At 54.2% G+C, this 5697-nt stretch carries 2 tRNA genes and 2 rRNA genes; all 4 read right to left on the bottom strand.

What is annotated here, in order from left to right:
* Positions 1-190: 190 nt before the first annotated feature.
* Positions 191-2987: ribosomal RNA gene (locus SPHN_RS18255) — 23S ribosomal RNA — on the bottom strand.
* A gap of 462 nt (positions 2988-3449) precedes the next feature.
* Positions 3450-3525 (bottom strand) — tRNA-Ala (locus tag SPHN_RS18260).
* A gap of 15 nt (positions 3526-3540) precedes the next feature.
* A tRNA-Ile gene (locus tag SPHN_RS18265) sits at positions 3541-3617 on the bottom strand.
* Positions 3618-3849: 232 nt separating this feature from the next.
* Positions 3850-5336, bottom strand: a 16S ribosomal RNA gene (locus SPHN_RS18270).
* The 16S and 23S rRNA genes sit together here with 2 tRNA genes alongside, the layout of an rRNA operon.
* Positions 5337-5697 lie beyond the last annotated feature (361 nt).

The following is a 5697-nucleotide window of genomic DNA, read 5'->3' on the forward strand; positions in this document are numbered from 1 at the left end:
TATCTGGGTCCCTCGGGTTCCGCCTTGCGGCGAAGCCTGAGGGTTTTAAAATCGATACCGTGCATGGTTGTGTTGTATTTGTGACCAATCCCTCGACGGCGAGGGGATTGGCAATCTGGCGTCGTCTTAATCATCCGCACGCATCTGGCTAGCTGGGTTACCCCAGTGTTGTCATTGATGGTGTGAGACTCTCAAGCGCGAATAGAGCAATTAGTATCGGTTAGCTCCATGCGTTACCGCACTTCTACATCCGATCTATCAACGTCGTGGTCTCCGACGGCTCTATGAAATCTTATCTCGAGGGAGGCTTCCCGCTTAGATGCTTTCAGCGGTTATCCCGTCCATACATAGCTACCCAGCTGCGCTCCTGGCGGAACGACTGGTACACCAGAGGTATGTTCAACCCGGTCCTCTCGTACTAGGGTCAACTCCTCTCAAATTTCGACGCCCACGGCAGATAGGGACCAAACTGTCTCGCGACGTTCTGAACCCAGCTCACGTACCACTTTAATTGGCGAACAGCCAAACCCTTGGGACCTGCTCCAGCCCCAGGATGTGATGAGCCGACATCGAGGTGCCAAACAACCCCGTCGATATGAGCTCTTGGGGGTTATCAGCCTGTTATCCCCGGCGTACCTTTTATCCGTTGAGCGATGGCCCTTCCACGAGGGACCACCGGATCACTATGACCGACTTTCGTCTCTGCTCGACTTGTCAGTCTCGCAGTCAGGCGGGCTTATGCCATTGCACTCTAACAGACGGTTTCCGACCGTCCTGAGCCCACCATTGCGCGCCTCCGTTACTCTTTAGGAGGCGACCGCCCCAGTCAAACTACCCGCCACAGAGGGTCCCTGTTCCGGCTTACGGAACGAGGTTAGACATCAGAAACAAACAGGGTGGTATTTCACCTATGGCTCCACATCAGCTGGCGCCGATGCTTCAAAGCCTCCCACCTATGCTACACAGTTTCTTCCTAATGCCACTCTGAAGCTGCAGTAAAGGTGCACGGGGTCTTTCCGTCTAACCGCGGGTACTCCGCATCTTCACGGAGAATTCAATTTCGCTGAGCATGTCCTGGAGACAGTGGGGAAGTCGTTACGCCATTCGTGCAGGTCGGAACTTACCCGACAAGGAATTTCGCTACCTTAGGACCGTTATAGTTACGGCCGCCGTTTACCTGGGCTTCATTTCAGAGCTTGCACCCCTCCACTTAACCTTCAGGCACCGGGCAGGCGTCAGGCCCTATACGTCGTCTTGAAGCCGACTTAGCAGAGCCCTGTGTTTTTGCTAAACAGTCGCTACCCCCTGGCCTGTGCCCCCTCAAAGTGCTTGCGCATAGTGAGGGCCTCCTTCTTCCGAAGGTACGGAGGCAATTTGCCGAGTTCCTTCAGGACACTTCTCTCAAGCGCCTTGGTATACTCTACCTGACCACCTGTGTCGGTTTCGGGTACGGTCTATACGGTGGGGCTATTTCCTGGAACCATTTCGAAGCCATCCCAATCCGATAAGGGATGACAACACACATGATCCGTCACACACCACCAGGCCCACGAATATTAACGTGGTTCCCATCGACTACCCCCTTCGGGCTCGTCTTAGGGGCCGGCTCACCCTGCGCGGATTAGCCTTGCGCAGGAACCCTTGGTCTTTCGGCGAGAGGGCATCTCACCCTCTTTATCGCTACTCATGTCTGCATTCGCACTTCCGATACCTCCACGACCCATTACCAGATCGCTTCACAGGCTTACGGAACGCTCCGCTACCGCGTACCACATAAGTGGCACACCCTAAGCTTCGGCACGTATCTTGAGCCCCGTTACATCTTCGCCGCAGGACCTCTTGTTTAGACCAGTGAGCTGTTACGCTTTCTTTAAAGGATGGCTGCTTCTAAGCCAACCTCCTGGTTGTTTTGGAAGTCCCACATGCTTTCCCACTTAGATACGATTTGGGGGCCTTAGCTGTAGGTCAGGGCTGTTTCCCTTTTGACGACGGACCTTAGCACCCGCCGTCTGTCTCCCGCATATCACTCTTAGGTATTCGGAGTTTGGTTAGGTTTGGTAGATCTCGCGACCCCCTAGCCCATCCAGTGCTCTACCCCCTAAGGTGTTCGTGCGAGGCACTACCTCAATAGTTTTCGCGGAGAACCAGCTATTTCCCGGCTTGATTGGCCTTTCACCCCTAAACACAACTCATCCGGTAACTTTTCAACGTTAATCGGTTCGGACCTCCAGTGCATGTTACTGCACCTTCATCCTGGTCATGCCTAGATCGCCGGGTTTCGGGTCTAATACATCAAACTCTGGCGCCCTATTCAGACTCGCTTTCGCTGCGCCTACACCTATCGGCTTAAGCTTGCTTGATACATTAAGTCACAGACCCATTATGCAAGAGGTACGCTGTCAGGCCATAAAAGCCCTCCAACTGCTTGTAGGCAATCCGTTTCAGGTACTGTTTCACTCCCCTCATCGGGGTGCTTTTCACCTTTCCCTCACGGTACTAGTTCGCTATCGGTCACATACGAGTATTTAGGCTTGGAGGGTGGTCCCCCCATGTTCAGACAGAATTTCACGTGTTCCGCCCTACTCGAGTCCTGAATTCTCACTTTCGTATACGGGGCTGTCACCCGCTATGGCGTCACTTTCCAGAGACTTCTACTAGTTGAAATTCAGGCACTGGCCTGGTCCGCGTTCGCTCGCCACTACTAACGGAATCTCGGTTGATGTCTTTTCCTCCAGCTACTGAGATGTTTCAGTTCGCCGGGTTCGCTTCACGAAGCCTATGTATTCAGCTAAGTGATACCTAACCTAATTAACCCAACACCCTGCGTTACCGCACGGCTTGGATTAATCGGGATAGGTGGGTTTCCCCATTCGGAAATCGTCGGGTCAAAGCTTGCTCACAGCTCACCGACGCTTATCGCAGCGTGCCACGTCCTTCATCGCCTGTATGTGCCAAGGCATCCACGAATTGCCCTTACCTCACGCTTGAGAGTCCACACCACCAACGACATCACTGGGCGTCCTTTCGGATCACCAACTCGGCAGAGCAGTGCGCGTTAGCTTTTGTCAGGTGCGGATGATTATAATCTCAGCCAGATTATTTAGTATGATGATGTCGATATCTGGAGCCTCGAACCGCTCGTCCAGATCGCCTTGCACAGAAGTGCCTTGCGAACCGCCGAAGCAATCCTCGTCCCCAAAATCGAACACCTCACGGCATCGATTTTAAAAAACCCATTCACAATGTCAAATACGACGGGCGTGCCCGTCAATCACCGCACTCTCGTGCGGCGAACCGTTTCTCTTCATCTCTAGGTTATGGCTGATGGTGCGTATCTCGCGAGCCCGTCAGTCGCGGCGAAGCCGCGCCTTGTGGGCGCGCTTCTCGGCGCTGGCCGTTCTTGGATACGTGCGCGGCAGCTTTGCTGCCTCGTCTCGTCTCCTGCGAAATGGTGGAGCCTATCGGGATCGAACCGATGACCTGATGCTTGCAAAGCAACCGCTCTCCCAGCTGAGCTAAGGCCCCAAACGCACTTGTGTGTGGTGGGCCTAGGTGGATTCGAACCACCGACCTCACCCTTATCAGGGGTGCGCTCTAACCAACTGAGCTACAGGCCCACACCCGCTGCGCCCGTCAGACGCAACAGAATTGCGCCCAAGAGGCGCGCTTCGCGCGCTGGCCGAGCTTGCCCACAGCCAAGACAGCGGATGCCGTCTCGTCTTATGGACTAACCTAGTGATGAAGGGACATGAGGACGGCGGCTAATGTTCTTTGGAATGGAAGAAGCTCTTCCGACAGGGTGGCATCCGAGGATGCGGGCCTGTCAGCGCTTTCTGCCGATATCCTTAGAAAGGAGGTGATCCAGCCGCAGGTTCCCCTACGGCTACCTTGTTACGACTTCACCCCAGTCGCTAAACCCACCGTGGTCGCCTGCCTCTCTTACGAGTTAGCGCAACGCCTTCGGGTGAATCCAACTCCCATGGTGTGACGGGCGGTGTGTACAAGGCCTGGGAACGTATTCACCGCGGCATGCTGATCCGCGATTACTAGCGATTCCGCCTTCATGCTCTCGAGTTGCAGAGAACAATCCGAACTGAGACGGCTTTTGGAGATTAGCTCACACTCGCGTGCTTGCTGCCCACTGTCACCGCCATTGTAGCACGTGTGTAGCCCAGCGCGTAAGGGCCATGAGGACTTGACGTCATCCCCACCTTCCTCCGGCTTATCACCGGCGGTTCCTTTAAAGTGCCCAACTAAATGATGGCAACTAAAGGCGAGGGTTGCGCTCGTTGCGGGACTTAACCCAACATCTCACGACACGAGCTGACGACAGCCATGCAGCACCTGTGTGCAGGTCCCCGAAGGGAAGAAATCCATCTCTGGAAGTCGTCCTGCCATGTCAAACGCTGGTAAGGTTCTGCGCGTTGCTTCGAATTAAACCACATGCTCCACCGCTTGTGCAGGCCCCCGTCAATTCATTTGAGTTTTAACCTTGCGGCCGTACTCCCCAGGCGGATAACTTAATGCGTTAGCTGCGCCACCCAAACACCAAGTGTCCGGACAGCTAGTTATCATCGTTTACGGCGTGGACTACCAGGGTATCTAATCCTGTTTGCTCCCCACGCTTTCGCACCTCAGCGTCAATACATGTCCAGTCAGCCGCCTTCGCCACTGGTGTTCTTCCGAATATCTACGAATTTCACCTCTACACTCGGAATTCCACTGACCTCTCCATGATTCAAGCGATGCAGTCTAAAAGGCAATTCCAGAGTTGAGCTCTGGGCTTTCACCTCTTACTTACAAAGCCGCCTACGTGCGCTTTACGCCCAGTAATTCCGAATAACGCTAGCTCCCTCCGTATTACCGCGGCTGCTGGCACGGAGTTAGCCGGAGCTTATTCTCCCGGTACTGTCATTATCATCCCGGGTAAAAGAGCTTTACAACCCTAAGGCCTTCATCACTCACGCGGCATTGCTGGATCAGGCTTTCGCCCATTGTCCAATATTCCCCACTGCTGCCTCCCGTAGGAGTCTGGGCCGTGTCTCAGTCCCAGTGTGGCTGATCATCCTCTCAGACCAGCTAAGGATCGTCGGCTTGGTGCGCCTTTACCACACCAACTACCTAATCCTACGCGGGCTCATCCCTCGGCGATAAATCTTTGGACTTACGTCATCATCCGGTATTAGCAGTCGTTTCCAACTGTTATTCCGAACCAAGGGGCAGATTCCCACGCGTTACGCACCCGTGCGCCACTAAGGCCGAAGCCTTCGTTCGACTTGCATGTGTTAGGCATGCCGCCAGCGTTCATTCTGAGCCATGATCAAACTCTCAAGTTTATGTCACCAGCCAATCGCAGTGGAATTCCACGATCAACCAGCTCATCTCAAGGAGCCGCTCTGCACAATATCTTTCAGACACCCACCCCAGCCGAAGCCAGAATAAGTGTCCATTACATATGGAATATGTGAAGGACATATGAGAACGACTTAGCTTTAAACGATACTCCGAACCCTTGAGGAGCCCGGAAACCGCAAGCCGCCGCCCACATGTCCCTTCATCTTAACCTACAATGTCAAAGAGCCGACAAAAATACCGACACTCGCATAACCTCCCTTGCGGAAGATTTGGAGCATCTGGTTTTTTGCGACCGCTGCGTCCAGACCGTGTGGCCGTTCGCTGCGGTGACACCCCTCTAGG

It is taken from the genome of Sphingomonas faeni (assembly GCF_023195535.1).
In the GTDB taxonomy this organism is placed as follows: domain Bacteria; phylum Pseudomonadota; class Alphaproteobacteria; order Sphingomonadales; family Sphingomonadaceae; genus Sphingomonas; species Sphingomonas faeni_B.